This window comes from Phytopseudomonas straminea (assembly GCF_900112645.1).
Lineage (GTDB): Bacteria > Pseudomonadota > Gammaproteobacteria > Pseudomonadales > Pseudomonadaceae > Aquipseudomonas > Aquipseudomonas straminea.
On record NZ_FOMO01000001.1, the window covers coordinates 471153 to 494715 of the forward strand.

Consider the following 23563-nt stretch of genomic DNA (forward strand, 5'->3'; position numbering starts at 1 on the left):
AAAACATCCTGTCAGACAGCGAACGAGGTAGAAGAAGACTGCCGGTCAGTGGCGCACTGCTCGGCAAGGTGCTCGACCAGCGCCGCGGCCAGTTCCCGCGGGCCGGCAGTGAAGCTGCTGTAGCCGCCTTCGCGCAGACTGTCAGGCATGCTCGAGCAGGCGCAGCTGTCGGCCCGCTGCGTCCAGATGATGCCGCCCTGGCGCTTCACGTAGGCGGCGGCGGCGCTGCCATCACTGCCCATACCGCTGAAAGCGATCACGCCACTGCCGGCAGCGTAACGCTGGGCCAGGTTGAGCATCATCTGGTCGATCGACGGGCTGTAGGGCTCTGGCCAGGGGCGCGCGGCGACACGCATCACACCATCATCAGTGAAGTTCAGCTCGTTGCTGATCGGCACCACCACCACTTCGCCGCAGCGCAGGGCGTCGCCATCACGCACGTTGCCAACCCGCCACTGGCTATGGCGACCAACGGCCTGGGGCAAGGTGGTTTCGAAGCTGGGGTCGATATGCTGGGCGTACAGGAAGGCCACCGGCAGACCGCCCGGCAACGCGTCGAGAAACGCCTTGACCGCCGCCGGCCCGCCCAGCGATGCCGCCAGCAGCCACACCTGGCGGGCGGGCTCGCCGGCCTGCAGCGGAGTACTGGCCAGCACCGCTGGTAAATCGATGCGTTCCGGACGCTGCGCCTCCGCCAGCAAACTGTCCAGGCCGCCACCAGCAGTGGCCAGGGCAGGATCGCCGACCAGCTTCTTCAGCTTGCCGACCAGCCGGCGCTCCCAGCGCGGGTAATTTTCCGAGCTGCGCTCCGGCGCGTGGCCTTCGCCGAACAGCACCGGCACCTCGGCATCAGCGAGTAGGGTGTCGATCAGCGGCAGATCCTCGGACTGCACCAGGTCGACCAGCCACAGGTCCGCTTCACAGGCCCGCAGCGCCGCATCGTCGAGGCGCTCGGGGTCGCTGTTGAGCACGACCTGGTAACCGTTGCTGCTCAACGCCTGCTGCAACACATGGCGCTGCAGCGAGGTGTCGGCGATCACTGCAATACGCGCTGCACTGGATGGATTCATGGTCGTTTCGTCCACTTCTCGATGGAGTCGAGCAGCAACGACTCCTGGTACGGCTTGCCGAGGTACTCGTTGACGCCGATGCTCATCGCCCGCTCGCGGTGTTTCTCACCGGTACGCGAGGTGATCATGATGATCGGCAGATCCTTGAGACCTTCGTCGTGACGAATCAGGTTGGCGACCTCGAAGCCGTCCATGCGCGGCATTTCGATGTCCAGCAACATGATGTCGGGGCGATGCTCCTGCAGCTGGGCGATGGCGTCGACCCCGTCCTTGGCGGTCAGCACGTTCATGCCATTGCGCTCCAGCAGGCGGCTGGTGACCTTGCGCACGGTGACCGAGTCGTCCACCACCATGACCAGGGTCGGGCGCTCGACCTCGACCTCTGCCAAGGTGCCGGCATCGGCAGCCAGACGCGGCCGCACCTGATACTGCAGGTGGGCATGCAATTCGCGGATGGTCGCCAGCAGGTCGAGAATCACCACCACGCGACCGTCACCGAGGATGGTCGCACCGGAGATACCCGGCACCGTGGCGAACTGCGGGCCGAGGCTCTTCACCACGATCTCCCGCGAGCCAGCCAGGGAATCCACCTGCACGGCCACGGCGTGTTCGCTGGAGCGCACCAGGATCACCGGCAGCGGCAGGCTCTGACCGACCAGTTTGGGATGCTGGCCGTTGTTGAGCAGATCGCCCAGGTAGCGCAGTTCGTAGGCTTGGCCGGCGTATTCGAAACGCGGCGCATCGGGGCCGTAGTAGCTTTCCAGTTCGTACGGCGAAACGCGCACGATACCCTCGATGGTGTTGAGCGGAATGGCGTACAGGTCTTCACCGGACAGCACCATCAGCGCACGGTTGACCGATACGGTGAACGGCAGACGAATGCGGAAGGTGGTGCCTTCGCCGATCACCGAGTCGATGCTCATCGAGCCGCCGAGTTGCTTGACCTCGGCGTTGACCACGTCCATGCCGACGCCACGCCCGGAAATCTGCGTGACCTTCTCGGCGGTGGAGAAACCGGCTTCGAGGATGAACTGCAGGATCTCGTGTTCGCTGAGATCGGCGCCGGCATCCATCAGGCCGCGTTCGATGGCCTTGCGGCGCACCGCATCGAGGTTGATGCCGGCACCGTCGTCGCTGAGCGTCAGCACGATGTCGCCGCCTTCACGGCCCAGCTCCAGACGAATGCTACCCTGCTCCGGCTTGCCGGCCTTGGCCCGCACCGCGGCGCCTTCGATACCATGGTCGACGGCGTTGCGCAGCATGTGCTCCAGGGGCGCGACGATGCGCTCGAGCACCGTGCGGTCCATCTCGCCATCGGCGTTGCCGACGGTGAACTCGACCTGTTTGCCCAGCTCGCTGGCCACCTGGCGCACGATACGGCGCAGACGCGGCACCAGGCGATCGAACGGCACCATGCGCGTGCGCATCAGGCCTTCCTGCAGCTCGGTGTTGACCCGCGCCTGTTGCAGCAACAGGGTTTCCGCATCGCGGTTACGCGAAGCCAGGGTTTCCTTGAGGTCCAGCAAGTCGGAGGCCGACTCGAACAGGGCCCGCGACAGCTGCTGCAGCTGGGAATGGCGGTCCATTTCCAGCGGGTCGAACTCTTCGTAACCGGCGCGCTCGGCCTCGGCCTGGTAGCGGCTGAGGATCTGCGCCTGGGTTTCGGTGTCCAGGCGGCGCAGCTGATCGCGAACGCGATCGATGGTGGCTTCCATCTCGCTCAGGGTAAAGCCGAAGTCGCTGACCTGCTGCTCCACGCGGCCCCGGAAGATCGACGTCTCACCGGCCAGGTTGACCAGGCCTTCGAGCAGATCGGCGGGCACCTTGACCAGCTCCTGCGGGGCACGTCGTGCGGCGGCCTCTTCGGCAGCCACTTCGGCACGCTGCACGAACGGCAGCGCGCGGTTCTCTGCCGCGACCACCGGCCGCTCGCTGGCGGCGACGATAGAAGTCGCCGCACGCGCCACCGGCTGCTCCGGCTCGGCTGCCGGGCGCTCGTCCTGGGGTTGCTGTTGCAGACGCAGGCGCAGTTCGTCGAGGCTCTTCTGCAGCCCCTCAAAGCCGGACTGCACGTCCAGGAACAAGCTGTCCGGCCAGGGCGCACCTTGCGTCTGGGCTTCCGTCAGGTGCTGCTCCAGATCATGGCTCTGGTCGCCCAGCTGCTTCTGCCCGGCCAGGCGGGCACCACCCTTGAGGGTATGCAGGATACGCAGCAGGTCGTCGATGCAGCTGGCATCGTCACGGCGCTCTTCCCAGCGGCCGATGCCGGCTTCCATGGCTTCGAGCAGATCGTCGGCTTCTTCCAGGAAGATATCGAGGATCTCGTCGCTGTCGGCATCGAATTCCTGCGGCGCGGCGCTCAACGGCACGGCGCGCGGCATGCTCAGTTGCTCGTCCGGGTTGGCACGCAGGCGGCGAATGGTCTCGATCAGCTCGTCGCCGTTGGGCACCTGGCGTTGCGAGCGCACCGCGTCGAGCATCTCGGCGAGGCGGTCGTGGCAGGCATGCAGCAGCTCGAACAACATCGGGCTGGGGCGCAGGCGACCGTTGCCGAGGTCCTCATAGAGGAACTCCAGCTCGTGTGCCAGATCGCCGATCTCACGGATCTCGGCCATCCGCGCACCACCCTTGAGGGTGTGCAGGTCGCGCTGCAGGGATTCCAGATCGAGGCTGTTGTCGACATCGTCCATCCAGTGCGTCAGCGCCGCACCGGCGCTGTCGATGATGTCGAAGCCTTCTTCGAGAAAGATCTCGACCAGCTCGGGGTCGCGGTCGCTATGCACCGCAGCTTGCGGGGCAGGCTCAGCGCGCACCACCGGCGGCTCGACGATTTCCGCGACGGGCTCGGCGACCGGCGCTTCGGGCTCCGGCTCAGGCCAGGCATCCGGGTGCTCGACCGGCTCGGCCGCGACCAGCGCCTCGGGCTCGCCGGGCTGCTCGTCCTGGCCGCCGCGCTGGCGGAACTGGCGAATGGCTTCGACCAGCTCGTCGGCAGGCTGTGCCGGCTGACGGGCCTGCAGGCTAGCGAGCATGTCGCCGAGCCGTGCATGACCCTGCTGCACGCTGTCGGTGGCGAACGCGGAAACGCCATAACGGCGATCCACGAGGCCTTCGTAAAGGGCTTCCAGCTCGTGGGCCAGGGCGCTGATCGGCGTCACGCCGGCCATGTTGGCGCCACCCTTGAGGGTATGCATGTCGCGCTGCAGCGACGAGGCCAGGCTGCGATTTTCCGGCTCGGCCAGCCAGCGCTGCAGATTGCCGGCAGCGCTGTCGAGGATGTCCACCGCCTCTTCGAGGAAGATCGACTCCAGCTCGTTGTCGTCCGACTCGGCGGCATCCACGGATTCGTCGAGCGGCTCGCCGGTCATTTCAGACGCTTCCAGCACGCGGGTCGCTTCTTCCAGCTCGACTACCTGCAAGCCCGGCACGTCGCCGGACAGCAGAGCCAGCTTGGCCGGATCCAGCGCTTCATCGAACAGCGCGCGCAAGGCGGCCACGCGTTCGGGGCTGGGCGTGACTTCGAGGCCGGCAGCGACCTGATCCATCATGCTGACCAGCGCCTCGTGGGCCTGCTCGACCTCGTCGAAGAAACGCTCGCTGACCGCCAGGCTGCCATCTTCGACAGCGCCGTAGACGTCCAGCAATGCCTCGCACAGCTCATCGATCTGCGGCAGCTCGGCCATTTCTGCGCCGCGGCCGAGGGTAGTCAGCTCTTCCAGCAGGGTATTCAGCTCCTGGCGCTCGGAAGGCTGCTGGCGCCAGCTGCGCAGCAGGTCTTCGGCGTCCAGCAGGATGTCCATGCCTTCGGCCAGGAAGATGCTGATCAGCTGCGGATCGCGGCTCTCACCGTGTTCGTCCTGGCGCTGGCTTTGGGCATGTTCGAGGCGCTGCTCGTGCAGCTGGCGCACGCGCTCCAGGAAGGCGTCGGTGCCCGGGATCGGTCGCAGCGGGTCGCTTTCCAGCTGGGCCAGGCCCTGGCGGAACAGCGCCTGGGCTTCGACCAGCACCTCGGCTTCGGCCAGGTCCAGCGGCACCAGGTTGACCTTGAACTCCTTGACCATCTTCTCCAGCGGCGCGGCCACTTCGGCCATCGGCAGAATTCCGGCCATATAGGCGCTGCCCTTGAGCGTGTGCAGGGCACGCTGCAGGTCATCGGTGACCGGCTGCGGCATCTCGCGGGCGCAGTCATCAAGGAAAGCGGCCAGGGTATCCAGATGGGTTTCCGCCTCGTTGCGGAAGATCTCCAGCAACTGCGGGTCGAGACCCGCCGGCTCTTCATACGCAGGCTCCGGATGAACAGGTGCGGCAGCCTCGATCTCGCCCGCGGGCTCGGCTACCGCTGCAGCCGGGGCGTCATGCTTTGGGAGGCTCAGCCCTTTGGCCAGCGCGTGGGCGTCGGCTGCCAGCCGGTCGACATCGTCACGCTGACGCTGGGCCTGGGCGGCGAACTCGTCGACCAGCTCGGGCGTCAGCGCAACCACTTGATTGATCACCTGCTTGACCTCGTCACCGGGCTGAATGCTGCGGTCGAGCACGCGGTTGAGCAGGTTTTCGATGGACCAGGCCAGCTCGCCGATGACCAGTGCACGCACCATGCGACCACTGCCTTTGAGGGTGTGGAAGGCGCGACGAATTTCGGTCAGCGCCTCGCGGTCGTCGGTGTCGGCACACCAACGCGGCAGGAATTCGGCGATGGTTTCCAGCACCTCGCCGGCCTCCTCGATAAAGACCTCACGCAACTCTTCGTCGATGGGCTCTTCATCGGCGGGCGGCGGCAGCAGGCTGGGCGGCACGTCCGCAGCTGGCGGATTGATGGCCTGCACCGGCGCGGCCATCACGTCGGCCATGGACAGCGGCTTTTCGGCAGCCGGCTCCTCGACTACAGGCGCTTCGGGCAAACCGGGCAGCTCGACTTCCGGCAATTGCAGGTCGTCGAGGTCGACCTCGTTCCACTGCGGCTCGTCGCCGGCATCGAGATCCAAAGACTCCAGCTCCAGCGGTTGTTCTTCGAAACCCTGGCTCGGCAGATCGAGGACCGTCAGCTCGGCGACAGTCGGTTCGGCAGCGACCGGTTCGAGATCGCTTTGTAGCTCGTCCAGCGACCACAGCTCGTCCTCGGCACGGCCGTGAGGCTCGGACGCCGCGGCCGGCCGATCGTCGAGGTCGAAGGACCACTCGTTATCGGCGACCGAAGCGGGTTGCTCGATGACCGGCAGCATCTCCAGTTCACCAAGCTCCAGCGGCTCGGCCGAGAGCAGGAAGTCGTCGTCCTGCTTCGCGGTGCTCGGCGCTTCCTCCAGCAGCTCGCTGTCATCCAGCGACCAGGCATCGTCGGCCACCGCGGCCTTGGCATCGCCGTAGGGGTCGTCGTCCAGTTCGCTCAGGTCGAGTGCGTAGGGGTCGGTCGCGGCGTCGCTTGGCTCAGGCGTCAGCGCCTGGGGCTGCTCGTCGGCCAGCGACCAGCTGTCGGCTTCTGCAGTCTCGACCAGCGTCTCGGTCGCCTGCTCGCCAGGCTCGATCACCTCGTCATGCAGTTCAGGCAGCTCGGCAGCTTGCTCCTCCTGCGGCCAATGCGTATCGGCCACATCGCCAGCCAGGTCGACCGGCTCACTGGCCAGCTGCGGCTGTTCGAAAGCCGGCTCGTCCAGCACGGGCAGCTCGGCGACCGGTTCAGCCGCGGTATCCGCGTCAGCGCTTTCGATAGCGGGCGCGGCCAGCACGTCGATATCGTGCAGCGGATCATCCAGTGGCGCCGGCTCGTCCTCGGCAGGCGCATCGAGAATCGACGGCGCGTCCTGCAGCGGATAACCCAGCGCCCCGAGGCTTTCCTCGGCAACGTCGAGGATCAGGTCGCCTTGGGTGGCGTGGTCTTCGGACAGACGCTCCAGGTAGTACTCGACGCTGGTGATGGCATCGGCCAGGGTGTCGAGGTTCTGCCAGTTCGGCACTGCCTTGCGGGCTAGCAACTGTTCCTGGATGTAGCGGTTGCAGGCATTGAGCAGCGCGGCGGCACGTTCCAGCGGAATCATCGCCAGGCCACCACGCACCTGGGTCAGCAGTTCCGGCACGCGGGCCAGGTGGTCGTGATTCCACTGCGAGGCGATGAACTCGATGATCGCGTCCTTAGCCTGTTCCAGGCCGGTGCGCGCTTCCTTGATCACCAACTGGTGGATCTGCCCGACATCGGTGGTAGGCAGGTGGCTTTCTTCGCGCTTGTTGCCATCGTTCTGGCCGACCATGCCGGTCAGCGTCGCTTCGACATAGAGCAGCGCGCCGGCGATGTCCATCAGTACCGCGTCGCTTGGCGACTGGGTGCCTTCAGTAAGGGCGCGTACCACGTCGAGCTGGTCGACGATGACCTTGCGCGGCTGGGCAAAACCGAGCACGGCCAGGGTATCGGCGATCTGCTTGAGCGGCACCAGCAGGTTTTGCAGTTCGTTGACCTGGGCACGGTCGCTGCGCACGAACAGGTCGAGGCTGTCCTTGACCCGCACCAGCTCTTCACAGAGCGCGCCAACCACCGAGCGCATGGCATCGCGGTCGGGGCCCGCCAGGCGGGCACGCTCTTCATCGACCACGCCATCGTCGGGCAGCGCTTCGTCGAGGTTGTAGCGCTCGCGCAGCACCTGGTTGCGCGGCGACTGCGGCGAGGCCTTGGCGACGTAGAACAGCAGGTTCTTGGTGAGTTCGTCCGGAGCACTCTGGTTGATGCCGTCAGCGCCCTGTTCGGTCAGGCGCTTGAGTTCCTTGTCGACCTGGCGCAGCAACGTGCGCACCGAGGTGCCGTTGGCGATGCTGCCGTTGGACAGGCCTTCGACGACGCCGGAAGCGATCTGCCACAGCGACTCGAGGGGCGAGTGCTTGCACAGGGTTTCCAGGCGTGCGAACACCCGCGCCATGTAGCCGAGGTTGGTATCCATGTCCTGCTGGCGAATGACGCCGACCAGCGCCACCTGCAGCATCTGCCGCAGCTTGCGCAACAGGGTCGGCAGTTCGGCGGTGCGCAGCTGGGTCAGCGACTCGGGCGACAGCGCCGCAGCACGGGCGGATAGGTCAGGCGAGAACAGGCTGGTTTCCGACAGCAGCTTCTCGCCCCGCGCGGCGCGCAGGTCGTTGAGCAGCGGCAGCACCACCATGGGCAGGTCACGGCGTGCGGTCTGGATGCGGTCCAGGTACACCGGCAGCTGCAGGATGGCCTGCATCAGCACTTCCAGCGCTTCGCCCTGGTTGGCCACGCGGCCGTCGATCAGCGCCTGGGACAGGTGCTCCATTTCCTCGGCGAGCAAGGCCGCGCCGAAGAACTCGACCATCTGCAGGGTGCCGTGAACCTGATGCACGTAGGTCTGGCAGAAGCGCATGCGTGTCGAATCCTGCGGATTCTCGACGAACGCCTCCAGTGCCTGTCGCGCCTGCTTCAGGGTTTCCGCGATTTCGCCCTTGACCCACTCCAGGGCGACATAGTCGTGCCGATCACCCATACACACTCCGTCTCTTAGCCCTTGCGGGTATACGCCAGCACTCGCTCATCGGCCACCGGAAGCATGTCCGGATGCTGCCAGCCGACCACTTCGCCCACCCCGATCACCAGCAAGCCACCTGGCGCCAGGCACTCGGCCAGGCGGTTGAGGATCTCGCGGCGTCGCCAGCGGCGGAAATAGATCAGCAAGTTCTGGCAAAAAATAACGTCCATGCCGGTCATTGGCGCCTTGTCCAACTCCAGCACGTTGAGCCTGGCGCAGCACACCCGTGCGGCCAGTTCCGGCAAAACCTTGAAGCGTCCATCGCCCTGCTGCGCGAAATAGCGCGCACGCAGCGCTTCGTCCATGGGTTGCAGCCTGCGTCCGTCGTACAAACCTTCACGGGCCTTGGCCAGGGCGCTGCGGCTGATATCGGTGCCGGTAACGCCAAAGCGCCCCTCAGGTCCCAGCACTTCGCTGGCGCCGATAGCCAGCGAATAGGGCTCCTCACCGCTGGAGCAACCCACGCTCCAGATCGCCAGGGGCCTGTCCAGCCCCTGCTCACCGCGCCGGGCAAGGTACGCCTGGTACACCTCGAACGACGCCGGATGCCGGTAGAAGCGGGTTTCCTGTACGGTCAGCCGATCCAGCAGATTGGCCCATTCCACGGCACCGCGCGGGCCATCGGTGACCTGCCGGTAATAGGCGGCATAGTCGGCGATGCCCAGTTCGCGCATTCGCGTGCTCAGGTTGGTCTGCAGGAAGATGCGGCGCTGTTCGTTGACCACCATGCCCAGGCGCGACTCCAGCAACTGTTGCCAGTCGCGGAACTCGTTGGCGGACATGTCCGCCACTGGCTGCAAGGCCCAGACGCCTGACTGCATGTTGAAGCCCTCGCTCGAGCACCCGCCCGCCGCCTGGTGCATCGCTCAATGCGCCAGACGGCAGACGATCACGCCTGCTCGCCGTCGTTTGGCAGGTTGAAGCCGGACACCGAATTGCGCATCTCGCTGGCCATCTTGGCCAGGTTACCAATGCTCTTGGCGGTGGCGGTGGTACCGGACGAGGTCTGCGAGGTGATCTCCTGAATCACGTTCATGGTGTTGGAGATGTGGCCGGCAGACGATGCCTGCTGACGTGCCGCGTTGGAAATGTTCTGGATGAGCGCGGCGAGGGTCTTGGATACCTTCTCGATCTCTTCCAGGGCCACACCGGCGTCCTGCGCCAGGCGTGCACCGCGTACCACCTCGGAGGTGGTCTGTTCCATGGAGATAACGGCTTCGTTGGTGTCGGTCTGAATGGTCTTTACCAGCGCCTCGATCTGCTTGGTCGCGCCGGAGGAACGTTCGGCGAGGCGTTGTACCTCGTCCGCTACCACGGCGAAGCCTCGGCCTGCGTCACCGGCCATGGAGGCCTGGATCGCGGCATTCAGTGCGAGGATGTTGGTTTGGTCGGCGATGTCGTTGATGAGGCTTACGATGTCACCGATCTCCTGGGACGATTCACCGAGGCGCTTGATTCGCTTCGAGGTGTCCTGGATCTGCTCACGGATGTTGTCCATGCCGGTGATGGTGTTGTGTACGACTTCGTTGCCCTTGTTGGCGATGGCTACGGAACGTTCCGCTACCGCGGAGGACTCCGAGGCGTTCGCCGATACCTGGTCAATCGACACGGCCATTTCGTTGATTGCCGCCGAGGCCCCGGCGATTTCCTGGGCCTGGTGCTCGGATGCCTCGGCCAGGTGCATGGCGGTGGCCTGGGTTTCCTGGGCAGCACCGGCCACCTGTACGGCGGTCATGTTGATCGTCGCGACCAGGTCGCGCAGCTGGTCGATGGAGTAGTTGATGGAGTCGGCGATGGCACCGGTGAAGTCTTCGGTTACCGTCGCGGCCACTGTCAGGTCACCGTCGGCGAGGTCGGCGATCTCATCGAGCAGACGCAGAATCGCGGTCTGGTTACGTTCGTTCTTCTCGGCGGTTTCGGCCAGTCGACGGTTGGTCTCCTGCACCATCACCAGGCCGATGATCAGAATCGAACCCAGCGCCAGGGCGCCCAGCACGTAGCCGGCGATGGTGTTCAGCGAACGACCGTCGGCCAGGCCTTCGAAACCCGCCGACAGCGCCGAGGCCTTGTCGAGCAGGGTTTGCGAAACGGTGAAGATGGTGTTGGCCGATTCACGAACCTGGAACAGTTCGGGCGAGGTCTCGAGAATCTCGTCCACCGAACCGGATACGAATTCGAACAGCTCGGAAATCTCGCCGAGGCGCTCCAGGGCCTCCTGGTCGCTGACCTTGGTGATTTCCATGGCGGCGTTGCCTTCCTGCATGGCGCTCAGTACGCGGCCGAACAGGCTGGCGTCGCGGCCGAACATGTCGGCCGCCTGTACCGAATCCTGGTCACCGGCCAGCACCTTATTCACCGAGCCGAGAATACGTTCGGCGAGCAGCGACTGGCGCTGGGCCACCGAGACCTGGGCCGCCGGCGCACCGCTTTCCAGCAGGATGTCGACCACTTCTTCGTACTCGACCTGCAGCTGCGGAATGGTTTCGGCCAGGGTGGCGGCTACCTGGTGCAGCGACAGAACGGTCTGTTCGCTGGCCAGGATGGCGTCGGCGTTCTGGCGCAGCGCGTCCCAGTCCTGCTGCACGGCAGCCATCTGCGTCTGTACATCAGCGGGCGCTGCTGGCAGGCCGCTCTGCGCATTGCCATCGGTCAGGTAGGCCCAGCGCTTCTGGAAGTCGTTGCGCGCATCGCGCAACAGCGCGAAGGCTTCGGGCTTGCCCGCGGCGGATTCGGTGGCGTCCTTGGCGATACGCTGGGACAGTACGCGCAGCTCACCGGCGTGACCGAGGTACTCGGTATCGTGGTTACTCTGCGTGTTCATGTACGCGAAGTTGGCGAACAGCATCACGATCGAAACGATCAGGACGACGAACAGCCCCGCCACGAGCCCACCGACCCGTGTCCCCGCCAGCACGTTGTTGGAGATTACTTTTTTCATTATCTGGCCCCCGCCTGGACCCTACCGCACTTCGAATTCCATCTAACGTCAGAAGGCAGGCTGTGCCGCCCCCACCGAAAAGCTATCTGTATGCCACGTCCACAAACTCGGGTGCCTGGGCCAGCGCATGAGGGCTGAACACCAACCAGGGCTGCTCGCGCTGGAACACGCCGTGAATGAACGGTGCGATGGACGCCTCGAGCGCTGGCAACTGCTCGGAGAAGGTATCCACCGCAAAATGCTGCATGCCGAACACCTCGTCGACCGTCAGGCCGGCGAAGATGTCCTGGTGATCGACCACCAGCACCCGCCGCTGCTTGCGCAAGGGCGACAGCTCGCCGCCGAAAAAGCCGCACAGGTCCATCACCGGCAGCAATCGTCCGCGCACGTTGGCAACGCCCTTGACCCAGCTTTTCACACCGGGCAGCAAGGTATGTCGTGGCTCGTGCAACACTTCACCGACCTCACCCATCGGTGCGACGAAAAACCGCTCGCCCATGCGAAAGCCAATGCCACTCCAGGTCTGCACCGCCACCTGCTGCGATGGCAAGCCCGCTGCCAACGCGCGGCAACGCTGCTCGATACCGAGAAGGATCTGAAAGGGGGTGCGTGTCTCTGACATGCCTGTCGTGACCTTCTTCTTTTGTCGTGTCGCGGGCGCGGCCTCAGCCGGCGAGCACCGCGTTCAGTGTTTTCAGCAGCGTAGCTTCGTCCACCGGTTTGGTCAGGTAGTCCTTGGCGCCCTGGCGCTTGCCCCAGACCTTGTCGGTTTCCTGATCCTTGGTGGTCACGATGATCACCGGGATATGGCTGGTTTCGGCATCCTTGGTCAGCTGTCGGGTGGCCTGGAAGCCATTGAGCCCGGGCATGACGATGTCCATCAGCACCACATCGGGTTTTTCCTGGCGCGCCAGGGCGACGCCGTCGGCGCCGTTTTCGGCCTTAAGTACCTGATGGCCATGTTTTTCCAGCATGGCGGTCAGCTTGTACATTTCGGTCGGCGAGTCATCAACAATCAGAATTCGAGCCATGATGTTTCCCAATACATAGAAGAGAGGCGGTGGTAGCGACAGCCGGGCGTCAGGACGCTTGTTCGACCGGAGAGAACTCCGGGACGTGGGCCTTGATCGCGCCGAGCAGCTCCTCCTTGCTGAATGGCTTGGTCAGGTATTGATCAGAACCGACGATGCGCCCCTTGGCCTTGTCGAACAGGCCGTCCTTGGACGACAGCATGATAACGGGGGTGGATTTGAAGGCACTGTTGTTCTTGATCAAGGCGCAGGTCTGATAACCATCCAGACGCGGCATCATGATGTCGACGAAGATGATGCTCGGGTGGGTGTCGGCAATCTTCGCCAGAGCGTCGAAACCGTCCACTGCGGTGATCACATCACAGCCCACCTTTTTCAGCAGGGTTTCCGCTGTACGACGAATCGTCTTCGAGTCGTCGATCACCATCACCCTCAAGCCTTCCGAATGCTGTTCCATGTCTGCCCTGCCACCACTTCGGTGAGTCGTTGTATTACGCCATATCCAGTGCGCCGGAGGCCCTGAAATCAATGGGCCCGGCCCATCGCTGGGCCTTTGTAGCACACTCTCCACATGCAAGCCATCGGCCTGCTCGCCCTTGACCGGCCGCCCTGTCAGCGCCACCCTTGGCGCCCATCCCTGCTACCTTCGCGGCTGCTTCGCACCGCCTCTACGGAGATACTTCAATGAGCGTTCGCCTCGGCATCGTCATGGATCCCATCGCGCAGATTTCCTACAAGAAGGACAGCTCGCTGGCCATGCTTCTGGCAGCCCAGGCGCGTGGCTGGAGCCTCTTCTATATGGAGCAGAAGGACCTCTATCAGGCCGCCGGTGTTGCTCGCGGCCGCACACGTCCGCTCAAGGTGTTCGCCGATCCCCAGCACTGGTTCGAATTCGGTGACGAGCAGGACATGCCCCTGGCCGAACTCGACGTGATCCTGATGCGCAAGGATCCGCCCTTCGATAACGAATTCGTCTATTCAACCTACCTGCTCGAACAGGCCGAGGAAGCCGGCACGCTGGTGGTCAACCGACCACAGAGCCTGCGCGACTGCAACGAGAAGTTCTTCGCCACACGCTTTCCGCAGTTCACACCGGAGACCATCGTCAGCCGCAGACCCGACATTCTGCGTGATTTTGCGAGACAGCACCGTGACATCATTCTCAAACCCCTCGATGGAATGGGCGGATCGATGATCTTTCGTCACCGCGAGGGCGACCCGAACCTGTCGGTGATTCTCGAAGCCCTCACCGCCCATGGCAGCCAGCAGATCATGGCGCAGCGTTACCTGCCCGCCATCGTCGACGGCGACAAGCGTATTCTGATGATAGACGGTGAACCGGTTCCTTACTGCCTGGCGCGTATTCCGGCCAGCGGCGAAACCCGCGGCAACCTGGCGGCCGGTGGCCGTGGCGAAGCCCGCCCGCTCACCGAGCGCGACCGCGAAATCGCCGCCGCCGTCGGCCCGAGCCTGCGCGAGCGCGGCCTGCTGTTCGTCGGCCTGGACGTGATCGGCGACCGCCTCACCGAGATCAACGTCACCAGCCCGACCTGCATTCGCGAGATCGATGCGGCCTTCGATACGCGCATCGGCGAACAGCTGATGGACAAGATTGCCGAAAAGCTCAATGCGCGGAGTGCTTCATAGACTTTTGCACATCGCCTCGGCAGACTGCGCGGCAACCCAGGGTCTGCTGACGTTTCAGCACGACCGTGCCGAAACGTTGACAGCCCCGACGACAGACCGTGATGAACGCGACAACCAGCCCACCCGATCTCACCTCCTCCGGCGTTCGCCCGGCGGACCGGCTGGGCTTCACCCTGTTTCTGGCCGCGGTACTGCACGCCGCGCTGATTCTCGGCGTCGGCTTCACCTTTGCCGAGCCCGGGCAGATCAGCAAGACCCTGGAAATCACCCTGTCCACCTTCAAGAGCGATGAAAAGCCCAAGGAGGCGGACTTCCTCGCCCAGGACAACCAGCAGGGCAGCGGCACCCTGGACAAGAAGGCGGCGCCGACTACCACCGAACAGGCGCCCTTCCAGGACACCGAAGTACGCAAGGTGACGCCCGCCGCCGCACCGCCGCCGCCCGCCGTGAAGCCCGAAGCGCCGAAAGCCGCGGTAACCACCCGCGCCCCGCAACAGCAGAAGGCGCCGGCCAAGCGCGAGGAAACCAAGCCGACGTCGCCGAGCCCGGAGGCGCCGTCCTTCGACAGCGCGCAACTGTCCGCCGAGATCGCCAGCCTGGAGGCCGAGCTGTCCGACCAGGTGCAACAGTACGCCAAGCGCCCGAAGATCCACCGCCTCAACGCCGCCTCGACCATGCGCGACAAGGGCGCCTGGTACAAGGACGAATGGCGCAAGAAGGTCGAGCGCATCGGCAACCTCAATTACCCGGACGACGCCCGCCGCCGGCAAATTCACGGCAGCCTGCGCCTGCTGGTGTCGATCAACCGTGATGGCAGCCTGTACGAAGTGATGGTGCTGGAATCGTCCGGCGAGCAGGTGCTCGATCAGGCCGCCATGCGCATCGTGCGCCTGGCCGCGCCCTACGCGCCGTTCACCGGCGATCTGGCCGACATCGACCGCCTGGAAATCATCCGCACCTGGCGTTTCGAGCGGGGCGACCGCCTGTCGAGCAATTGACCCCCGGCGCGACGTTTTCATCCATACGTGCAGCTTGTAGCTTGCGCCGCGCAGCTTCAAACTAACGGCCATGAAAGACGCCAGCCCGAGCATTCTCAAGCACCACTTCCTGATCGCCATGCCGCACATGGACGATCCGAATTTCGCGCATACCGTGATCTACCTCATCGATCACAACGACCAGGGCGCCATGGGCCTGGTGATCAACCGCCCCAACGGCCTGAACCTGGCCGACGTGCTCGAACAGCTGCGGCCGGACAGTGATCCTTCGATGCTGTGCCAAAGCCTGCCGATCTTCAGTGGCGGCCCGGTGCAGACCGACCGCGGCTTCGTGCTGCACCCCAAGGGCCAGCACTTCCAGGCTACCGTCGATCTCGGCGACCTCAGTCTGTCTACCTCCCAGGACGTGCTGTTCGCCATCGCCGAAGGCAAAGGCCCGGCCAGCCACCTGATCGCCCTCGGCTATGCCGGCTGGGGCGCCGGTCAGCTGGAGGCCGAGCTGGCCGATAACGCCTGGCTGACCTGCCCGGCGAACCAGGCGATTCTGTTCGAAACGCCCTACGATCAGCGCCTCGGCGCCGCCGCCGCGCTGCTCGGCATCGACCTCAACCTGCTCACCGCCCAGGCGGGCCACGCCTGATGGCCGAAATCGACAAACAATCGCTGCGCCTGTTGCTCGGCTTCGACTACGGCACCAAGCAGATCGGCGTCGCCGTCGGCCAGCCGATCACCGGCTCGGCCCGCGAGCTGTGCATCCTCAAGGCGCAGAACGGCGTGCCGGACTGGCAGAAGGTCGAAGCGCTGATCAAGGAATGGCAACCCGATGCAATCGTCGTCGGCCTGCCGTTGAACATGGATGGCACGCCGAGCGACATGAGCGAACGGGCCGAGAAGTTCGCCCGCCGCCTCAACGGTCGTTTCAACCTGCCGGTATTCACCCACGACGAACGCCTGACCACCTATGCCGCCAAGGGCGAGCGCCTGCAGCAGGGCCAGACCGGCGGCTATCGCCAGCGCCCGGTCGACGCCCTGGCCGCCGCTCTGCTGCTGCAGGGCTGGCTGGAAGAAAACTGCCTGGGCTGACCCGGCCACAAGGAGCTTTAGATGAGCCTACCCAACCCCGCCGAACTGCTGCCGCAGATGGCGACCTCGCTGAGCAACCACCTGAGCCGCCGGCAGATCGGCACGCCGCGCTTCATAGGCATCCGCACCGGCGGCGTGTGGGTGGCCCAGGCGCTGCTCGAGCAATTGGGCCGCGACGAGCCATTGGGCGTGCTCGACGTATCCTTCTACCGCGACGACTTCACCCAGAACGGCCTGCACCCACAGGTGCAGCCGTCCGAACTGCCGTTCGAGATCGAGGGCCAGCACCTGGTGCTGATCGACGACGTGCTGATGAGCGGGCGCACCATCCGCGCCGCGCTGAACGAGCTGTTCGACTACGGTCGCCCGGCCAGCGTGACTCTGGTCAGCTTGCTCGACCTGGACGCCCGCGAACTGCCGATCCGCCCCGACGTGGTCGGCGCGACGCTGTCGCTGGCGGCCGATCAGCGGGTAAAATTGTCCGGCCCCGCGCCCTTCACCCTCGAACTCCAGACGCTTTCCGACCAAGGCCGTCCGCAATGACCGCACTCGATGCCAAGCGCCCCCTGCAACTGAACGACCAAGGCCAGTTGCGCCATTTCCTGTCCCTCGACGGCCTGCCCCGCGAGTTGCTGACGGAAATCCTCGACACCGCCGACTCCTTCCTCGAGGTCGGCGCCCGCGCCGTGAAGAAGGTCCCGCTGCTGCGCGGCAAGACGGTGTGCAACGTGTTCTTCGAGAACTCCACGCGCACCCGGACCACCTTCGAGCTGGCCGCTCAGCGCCTGTCCGCCGACGTGATCAGCCTTAACGTGTCGACCAGCTCGACCAGCAAGGGCGAGACGCTGTTCGATACCCTGCGCAACCTCGAAGCCATGGCCGCCGACATCTTCGTGGTGCGCCATGCCGGCTCCGGCGCCGCCCACTTCATCGCCGAGCACGTGTGCCCGAACCTGGCGATCATCAACGGTGGCGACGGCCGCCACGCGCACCCGACCCAGGGCATGCTCGACATGCTGACCATCCGTCGCCACAAGGGCAGCTTCGAGAACCTCTCGGTGGCCATCGTCGGCGACATCCTGCATTCGCGGGTGGCGCGCTCCAACATGCTGGCGCTCAAGACCCTCGGCTGCCCCGACATCCGCGTGATCGCACCGAAGACCCTGCTGCCCATCGGCCTGGAAGAAAGCTACGGCGTGCGCGTGTTCAGCGATGCCAATGAAGGCCTCAAGGATGTCGACGTGGTGATCATGCTGCGCCTGCAGCGCGAGCGCATGACCGGCGGCCTGCTGCCCAGCGAGGGCGAGTTCTACCGCCTGTTCGGCCTGACCGAGCAGCGCCTCAAGCTGGCCAAGCCCGATGCGCTGGTCATGCACCCGGGGCCGATCAACCGTGGCGTGGAGATCGAGTCGGCGGTGGCCGACGGCCCGCAGTCGGTGATCCTCAACCAGGTCACCTACGGCATCGCCATCCGCATGGCCGTGCTGTCCATGGCCATGAGCGGCCAGAACGCCCAACGCCAACTCAACGCTGAGGAGCAAAACTGATGCGTACCCGTATCCTCGGCGCCCGCGTCATCGACCCGAGCAGCGGCTTCGATCAGGTCGCCGACCTGTATATAGAAGGCGGCAAGCTGAGCGCCATCGGCCAGGCGCCGGCCGGCTTCGAAGCCGACCAGACCCTGGACGCCAGCGGCCTGGTCGCGGCACCCGGCCTAGTCGACCTGTCCGTCGCCCTGCGCGAGCCCGGCTACAGCCGCAAGGGCAGCATCGCCAGTGAAACCCTGGCCGCTGCCGCTGGCGGCGTCACCAGCCTGTGCTGCCCGCCGATCACCAAGCCAGTGCTGGACACCTCGGCGGTGGCCGAACTGATCCTCGACCGCGCCCGCGAAGCCGGCCACGCCAAGGTGTTTCCCATCGGCGCCCTGAGCAAGGGGCTCGATGGCGAGCAGCTCGCCGAGCTGGTCGCCCTGCGCGATGCCGGCTGCGTCGCGTTCGGCAATGGCCTGAACAATTTCCGCAACGCGCGCACCCTGCGCCGCGCCCTGGAATATGCAGCCACCTTCGACCTCACGGTGATCTTCCACTCCCAGGATCATGACCTCGCCGAAGGTGGCCTGGCCCATGAAGGCGCCACCGCCAGCTTCCTCGGCCTGTCGGGGATTCCGGAAACCGCCGAGACCGTGGCCCTGGCGCGCGACCTGCTTTTGGTCGAGCAGAGCGGCGTGCGGGCGCACTTCAGCCAGCTGACCAGTGCCCGAGGTGCCCAGCTGATCGCCGATGCCCAGGCTCGTGGCCTGCCGGTCACTGCCGATGTAGCGCTGTACCAACTGATTCTCACCGACGAGGCGCTGATCGACTTCTCCAGCCTCTATCACGTGCAACCGCCGCTGCGCACCCGCGCCGACCGCGATGGCCTGCGTGAGGCGGTAAAGAGCGGAGTGATCAGCGCCATCTCCAGCCATCACCAGCCCCACGAGCTCGATGCCAAGCTGGCGCCCTTCGGTGAGACCGAGCCAGGCATCAGCGGCGTGCAGTTGCTGCTGCCACTGGCCATGACTCTGGTGCAGGACGGTTTGCTGGATCTGCCCACCTTGCTCGCCCGCCTGAGCAGCGGCCCGGCGCAGGCACTACGCCTGCCGGTTGGCCAGCTCAAGCAGGGGGATGCGGCGGATATCCTGCTGTTCGACCCCCAGGCCTCCACCGTGGCCGGCGAGAGCTGGTACTCCAAAGGCCGTAACAGCCCATTCCTGGGCCACTGCCTGCCCAGCCAGGTGCGCTACACCCTGGTGGACGGGCATATCAGCTTCCAAGGCTGATCTGCCACCGGCTCATGTGGGAGCGGGCCATGCCCGCGAAATAATCCGCATCAACCAGGCATCCCTGTCGCCCCACAAGGGCCGGCAGCGATGCCTGCCCTCACCCTTATCCATTACGCGCATTCTCGATCGACACCTGATTGTTCAGCGTCCACAGGTCGTACAGCACGCCGACCAGAAACAGCCCGCCGGTCAGCAGATAAAGGATCCCGGTGATCCACTTGCCCTGATACATGCGGTGCACGCCGAAGATGCCCAGGAACGTCAGCAGGATCCACGCGACGTTGTAATCGAGCCGGCCGGCCGTGAAGCGCAGGTCCGCTTCGCGATCCATCGCCGGGATCAGGAACAGGTCGATGATCCAGCCGATGAACAGCAGGCCCAGGGTGAAAAACCAGATGGTGCCGGTCACCGGCTTGCCGTAATAGAAACGGTGCGCACCGAGGAAGCCGAAGATCCACAGCAGATAGCCGATGATCTTGCTGTGGGTATCAGGACGCTGCATCAGATTCTCCAGAAAAGACAGGTTGATTCGCTTCGATCCATGGCGGCGCCGCAGGTTTCGCCTTTCACCGACGAGACGACCTTGCGGGAACCGAATGCTTACCGAATACTGTACATAAATACAGCTATCGAATCGTACCCATGGAATTGATCGAAAAGCTTACGGTACTCGCCGACGCCGCAAAATACGATGTTTCCTGCGCCAGCAGCGGCGCGCCCAAACGCAGCTCGAAAGGCCAGAGCGGCATGGGCGCCACCGACGGCATGGGCATCTGCCACAGTTTCACCCCCGATGGCCGCTGCGTCGCGCTGCTGAAAATCCTGCTGACCAACTTCTGCCTGTACGACTGCCAATACTGCGTCAACCGTCGTTCCAGTGACGTGCCGCGGGCGCGCTTCACGCCCGAGGAAGTGGTCACCCTGACCCTGGATTTCTATCGTCGCAACTGCATCAGTGGGCTATTTCTCAGCTCCGGCATCATCCGCTCGGCGGACTACACCATGGAGCAACTCAACCGGGTCGCCAAGCTGCTGCGCGAGGAAAACGAGTTTCGTGGCTACATCCACCTCAAGACCATTCCCGACGCATCGCCGGAGCTGATCGCCGAAGCCGGTCGCTACGCCGACCGCCTCAGCGTGAACATCGAACTGCCCACCGAAAGCAGCCTGATCCGCCTGGCGCCGGAAAAGAGCGTGGCGCCGATCAAGCAGGCCATGGGCACCATTCGCAATGGCGTCGAGGAGGCCGACAGCGAGAAGCGCGCGCCCGCCTTCGCGCCTGCCGGGCAAAGCACGCAGATGATCGTCGGCGCAGACGCCACCGACGACAGCACCATCCTGCACACCGCCCAGTCGCTGTACGGCGACTTCCGCCTCAAGCGCGTCTATTACTCGGCCTTCAGCCCGATTCCGCAAAGCCCCAAGAGCGTCCCCTTCGAGGCGCCGCCGCTGCTGCGCGAGCACCGCCTGTATCAGGCGGACTTCCTGATGCGCGGCTACGGCTTCAAGGCCACCGAGTTGCTCGACGGCCCCGGCAACCTGGCGCTGGATATCGACCCAAAACTGGCCTGGGCACTGAACAATCGCCAGCATTTCCCCGTCGACCTCAACCGCGCGGACGTGACCCTGATCGCCCGCATCCCCGGCATTGGCGTGCTCAGCGCCCAGCGCCTGGTCGCCCTGCGCCGCCAGAAGCGCATCCGTTTTGCGGACGTCGGCCGCCTGCGCTGCGTACTGGAAAAAGCCAAACCGTTCATCGTCACTCAGGATTACCGCCCGGCTCAGGCGACCCGCGAATCCCTGGTGCTGCGCCAGCAATTGAGCGAAGCGCCGCAACAGATGGGGCTCTGGTGATGCACGCGGTGCACTTCGACGGCAGTTTCGCCGGCTGGCGGGACGCTGCCCGGGCGCAACTGCGCCGAGGCATTGCGCCGCATCAACTGAGCTGGGTACAGGACAGCCAGGAAAACCAGGATCTGTTCGCCGCGCTGGAAGCACCTCAACCCGCCGCGGCTGCCGACCGCCCCGTGCGGGTGCCGCGCGCCCTGATCGAACAACTGGAAAACGCTGCTCGCTTTCGCTGTGCGCAACGCTGGGCGTTGCTGTACCGCATCCTCTGGCGCGTCGCGAACGGCGACCATGCCGCCATGCTGGCCGGCGATATCGACGGCAGCGAACTGCACACCCGCCTCAAGGCGGTTCGCCGCGAAGCGCACCACCTGCACGCCTTCCTGCGCTTCAAGCCACGGGACGCCAGCGCTGGCGGGCCGGAGCTGGTGGCCTGGCACGAGCCGGCCCACGATATTCTGGCCAGCGCCTCGGGCCATTTCGCCGAACGCCTCGGCCGCCAGACCTGGCTGATCGCCACACCGGATGACGGCGTATACTGGGATGGCGAGAAGCTGCGTCACGCCAAGCCCTGCCCTCCCGACTGGCAACGCCTGGCCCAGGGCACCGACGACCGCAACGAAGCGATGTGGCTGGCCTACTACGGCAGCACCTTCAACCCGGCGCGGCTCAATCGCAGCGTGCTGGAAACCAATATGCCGGTGCGCTTCTGGCGCAACCTGCCGGAAGGCCCGCTGATTCCAAAGTTAATGAGTGATGCGCGAGCGGGTGCGCAAATAGACGGGCAATGCAGCGCCGTGAGTAATATGAATGGCCAAACAATCGCCTCTAAACCAGCACAACAGCGCTGCCAAAATTGTCCCAAGCGAAGAGCCGCGGGGATTCGCGTGTCTGTTGGGAAATACAAAGTGGCAATGGTTGCAGACCAACCGGGCGCCCGCCCCTTTGGAGGAGCTGCCGGTCGCTACTTAAACCAAGCCATAGAAGAGGCTGGCTTGGATAGGAGCCAAGCTCACCTAACATTTGCGACCAAAAATTTTAACCCTTTGGTAGAAATCAAGGCGCGCGCCCGCAAACAATTACTTGATCCATCAGTTCAAGAAATTCTGAACTGTCGCCCATGCCTCCAACTTGAGCTTGATCGAGTCAGCCCCTTAGTTGTGCTTGCTCTTGGTAAGACAGCAACTATGTCTCTTATGGGCGAGAGCAGCGACTTTAGTAAGCTCTATGGCAGATTGGTGGAGGACTCTGCTGGCAGGAGAATCCTTGTCACTGATCACCCTAGCGAGCTTTTGTGGAACCATCCCAAGCATAGTCAGTGGGCATATGACTCCTTAGTGATGGCATTCAAACATGCAAAAAGGCTGATTGGAGAAGGCGGCTGATCAGCGAAACCGCCGCCCCTGGTCTTCATCGCTTATTTCCAACGACAGCCCCTGCGACATGCTGGTCAGGTGCTCGCCGTCGGTTTCCGAGCCGAGCTTGATCATCAGGCGCAGGTCGTTGGCCGAGTCGGCGTACAGCAGGGCATCTTCGTAGGTGATCTCGCCCTGGCTGTAGAGGTTGTACAGCGCCTGATCAAAGGTCTGCATGCCGTGTTCGGTGGAGCGTTTCATCAGGCCCTTGAGCTCGTGCACCTCGCCCTTGCGGATCAGGTCGGCGGCCAGCGGGGTGTTGATCAGCACCTCGATCACCGCGCGGCGGCCCTTGCCATCAGGCGTAGGGATTAGCTGCTGGGCGACGATGGCCTTGAGGTTCAGCGACAGGTCCATCCACACTTGGTTCTGCCGGTCAGCCGGGAAGAAGTTGATGATCCGGTCCAGCGCCTGGTTGGCGTTGTTGGCGTGCAGGGTGGCCAGGCACAGGTGGCCGGTTTCGGCGAAGGCCACGGCGTGGTCCATGGTCTCGCGGGTACGTACCTCACCGATCAGGATCACGTCCGGCGCCTGGCGCAGGGTGTTCTTCAGCGCGACCTCGAAGGAATCAGTGTCGATGCCCACTTCGCGCTGGGTAACGATGCAGTTCTGGTGCTGGTGGATGTACTCGATCGGGTCTTCGATGGAGATGATGTGGCCGCTGCTGTTCTTGTTGCGGTAGCCGATCATCGCCGCCAGCGAGGTGGACTTGCCGGTACCGGTGGCGCCGACGAACAGCACCAGGCCGCGCTTGGTCAGCGCCAGCTTCTTGAGGATTTCCGGCAGCTTGAGGTCGTCCAGCGTCGGGATGTTGGTCTCGATACGGCGCAGCACCATGCCGGCCAGGTTGCGCTGATAGAAGGCGCTGACCCGGAATCGGCCGATGCCGCGGGCGCTGATGGCGAAGTTGCACTCGTGGTTTTCGGCGAACTCCCGGCGCTGCTGCTCGTTCATCACCCCGTGCACGGTTTCGCGGGTCATTTCCGGCGAAAGCGGAGTCTTGGTCACGGGCATGATCTTGCCGTTGACCTTCATCGACGGTGGCACGCCGGCAGTGATGAACAGATCGGAGCCGCCCTTCTCGACCATCAGGCGCAACAGTTTTTCGAATTCCATGGGTGCCTACCTAAATGCGCTGGCGCGATGTTCAATTGCCGGCGGAGGGGAGATCCGCCAGCCTGGGCTCGGGATC

The 23563-nt window shown here is 64.5% G+C and carries 18 protein-coding genes; 9 read left to right on the forward strand and 9 right to left on the reverse strand.

Annotation, left to right across the window (positions count from 1 at the left end):
• Window positions 1-11: 11 nt before the first annotated feature.
• The 7 genes from BM279_RS02125 to pilG all read right to left on the reverse strand — a co-directional run bounded on the left by BM279_RS02125 (window position 12) and on the right by pilG (window position 13016).
• A complete protein-coding gene (locus BM279_RS02125) occupies window positions 12-1070 on the reverse strand; it encodes a chemotaxis protein CheB (protein WP_093500509.1) in 1059 nt (352 codons plus the stop codon).
• Window positions 1067-8548 carry an Hpt domain-containing protein gene (locus tag BM279_RS02130; protein ID WP_093500511.1) on the reverse strand — a complete coding sequence of 2494 codons (7482 nt, stop codon included), beginning with the start codon at window positions 8546-8548 and terminating at the stop codon, window positions 1067-1069. Before BM279_RS02130 ends, BM279_RS02125 begins: the two co-directional genes overlap by 4 nt.
• A gap of 14 nt (window positions 8549-8562) precedes the next feature.
• Window positions 8563-9411, reverse strand: coding sequence for a protein-glutamate O-methyltransferase (locus BM279_RS02135; protein ID WP_027903967.1), 849 nt, complete (start codon window positions 9409-9411; stop codon window positions 8563-8565).
• A 68-nt stretch (window positions 9412-9479) separates the two neighbouring features.
• Window positions 9480-11528 (reverse strand): methyl-accepting chemotaxis protein, encoded by a 2049-nt coding sequence (locus BM279_RS02140; RefSeq protein ID WP_093500513.1) that lies wholly within the window; start codon window positions 11526-11528, stop codon window positions 9480-9482.
• An 82-nt stretch (window positions 11529-11610) separates the two neighbouring features.
• On the reverse strand, window positions 11611-12150 hold the full coding sequence (locus tag BM279_RS02145) for a chemotaxis protein CheW (protein WP_027903969.1): 540 nt from the start codon (window positions 12148-12150) through the stop codon (window positions 11611-11613).
• Window positions 12151-12193: 43 nt separating this feature from the next.
• The gene (gene pilH, locus BM279_RS02150; RefSeq protein WP_013789448.1) at window positions 12194-12559 is read right to left on the reverse strand and encodes a twitching motility response regulator PilH; all 366 of its coding nucleotides are present in this window, start codon (window positions 12557-12559) and stop codon (window positions 12194-12196) included.
• A 49-nt stretch (window positions 12560-12608) separates the two neighbouring features.
• Window positions 12609-13016 (reverse strand): twitching motility response regulator PilG, encoded by a 408-nt coding sequence (pilG, locus tag BM279_RS02155; protein WP_013789447.1) that lies wholly within the window; start codon window positions 13014-13016, stop codon window positions 12609-12611.
• A 227-nt stretch (window positions 13017-13243) separates the two neighbouring features.
• Between pilG and gshB the strand changes: the two genes are divergently transcribed.
• The 7 genes from gshB (at window position 13244) to BM279_RS02190 (ending at window position 19105) form a co-directional block, all read left to right on the forward strand.
• Window positions 13244-14206, forward strand: a complete 963-nt coding sequence (gshB, locus tag BM279_RS02160) for a glutathione synthase (RefSeq protein ID WP_093500515.1) — start codon at window positions 13244-13246, stop codon at window positions 14204-14206.
• A 101-nt stretch (window positions 14207-14307) separates the two neighbouring features.
• Entirely contained in the window at window positions 14308-15204 is an 897-nt protein-coding gene (locus BM279_RS02165) for an energy transducer TonB (RefSeq protein WP_093500517.1), read from the forward strand.
• Between the two features lie 70 nt (window positions 15205-15274).
• Window positions 15275-15844 (forward strand): YqgE/AlgH family protein, encoded by a 570-nt coding sequence (locus tag BM279_RS02170; RefSeq protein ID WP_093500519.1) that lies wholly within the window; start codon window positions 15275-15277, stop codon window positions 15842-15844.
• On the forward strand, window positions 15844-16287 hold the full coding sequence (ruvX, locus tag BM279_RS02175) for a Holliday junction resolvase RuvX (RefSeq protein ID WP_075959559.1): 444 nt from the start codon (window positions 15844-15846) through the stop codon (window positions 16285-16287). Before BM279_RS02170 ends, ruvX begins: the two co-directional genes overlap by 1 nt.
• Window positions 16288-16308: 21 nt before the next feature.
• Complete coding sequence (pyrR, locus tag BM279_RS02180; RefSeq protein ID WP_075928476.1) at window positions 16309-16830, forward strand: bifunctional pyr operon transcriptional regulator/uracil phosphoribosyltransferase PyrR; 522 nt, start codon at window positions 16309-16311, stop codon at window positions 16828-16830.
• Complete coding sequence (locus tag BM279_RS02185; RefSeq protein WP_075928475.1) at window positions 16827-17834, forward strand: aspartate carbamoyltransferase catalytic subunit; 1008 nt, start codon at window positions 16827-16829, stop codon at window positions 17832-17834. The genes pyrR and BM279_RS02185 overlap by 4 nt, the downstream gene beginning before the upstream one ends.
• Window positions 17834-19105 (forward strand): dihydroorotase, encoded by a 1272-nt coding sequence (locus BM279_RS02190; protein WP_093500521.1) that lies wholly within the window; start codon window positions 17834-17836, stop codon window positions 19103-19105. The genes BM279_RS02185 and BM279_RS02190 overlap by 1 nt, the downstream gene beginning before the upstream one ends.
• Before the next feature lie 106 nt (window positions 19106-19211).
• On the opposite strand, the gene BM279_RS02195 is transcribed toward BM279_RS02190, so the two are convergent.
• Window positions 19212-19610 carry an NINE protein gene (locus BM279_RS02195; RefSeq protein ID WP_075928473.1) on the reverse strand — a complete coding sequence of 133 codons (399 nt, stop codon included), beginning with the start codon at window positions 19608-19610 and terminating at the stop codon, window positions 19212-19214.
• 140 nt (window positions 19611-19750) lie between these two features.
• Here BM279_RS02195 and BM279_RS02200 point away from each other — a divergent pair, with 140 nt between their 5' ends.
• Window positions 19751-20962, forward strand: a complete 1212-nt coding sequence (locus BM279_RS02200) for a putative DNA modification/repair radical SAM protein (RefSeq protein ID WP_093500523.1) — start codon at window positions 19751-19753, stop codon at window positions 20960-20962.
• Window positions 20962-22341: a TIGR03915 family putative DNA repair protein gene (locus BM279_RS23700; RefSeq protein WP_167363081.1), complete on the forward strand. Its 1380-nt coding sequence runs from the start codon at window positions 20962-20964 to the stop codon at window positions 22339-22341. The genes BM279_RS02200 and BM279_RS23700 overlap by 1 nt, the downstream gene beginning before the upstream one ends.
• On the opposite strand, the gene BM279_RS02210 is transcribed toward BM279_RS23700, so the two are convergent.
• Window positions 22342-23487, reverse strand: coding sequence for a PilT/PilU family type 4a pilus ATPase (locus BM279_RS02210; protein ID WP_093500525.1), 1146 nt, complete (start codon window positions 23485-23487; stop codon window positions 22342-22344).
• Window positions 23488-23563 lie beyond the last annotated feature (76 nt).